A 506-nucleotide genomic window follows, 5' to 3' on the forward strand; every position below is an offset into this window, starting at 1 on the left:
CTCGGCCGCAGCGCCCCGGACCTGGCCAGCCGCGAACGCTTCGTCTACGACGCCGCCGCCAACCTGGTCAACCCCGAGGGCGACAGCCACCACGGCCAGATCCGGGACAACCGCCTGCGCACCTGGCAAGACCAGCGCTACGACTACGACCCCTGGGGCAACATGGTGGTGCGCAAGCGCGGCGCCCACCTGGAACAGCACTTCGAATACGACTGCGAAAACCGCCTGACCCGCGCCCGCACCTACCGCGACGGCAACCTGCTCAGCGAAGGCCGCTACCACTACGACAGCCTGGGCCGCCGGGTGGCCAAGGCCGTGGAACACGACGGCACGACGAAAAGCACCAAGTTCCTCTGGCAAGGCCTGCGCCTGCTCCAGGAACGCCGAACCAACGGCGACAGCCTGTACCTCTACGAACCCGACAGCTACGCCCCCCTGGCCCGCGTCGACCGGGAAGGCGACGAAGAGCGCACCTACTACTTCCACACCGACCAGATCGGCACGCC

1 pseudogene is annotated in these 506 nt (G+C 68.2%); it reads left to right on the plus strand.

Features of this window, described 5'->3' with window-relative positions:
• A pseudogene (locus tag DK254_RS34100) lies at positions 1 to 506 on the plus strand (hypothetical protein); the annotation flags it as partial.

It is taken from the genome of Pseudomonas sp. RW407 (genome assembly GCF_003176655.1).
Taxonomy (GTDB): domain Bacteria; phylum Pseudomonadota; class Gammaproteobacteria; order Pseudomonadales; family Pseudomonadaceae; genus Pseudomonas; species Pseudomonas delhiensis.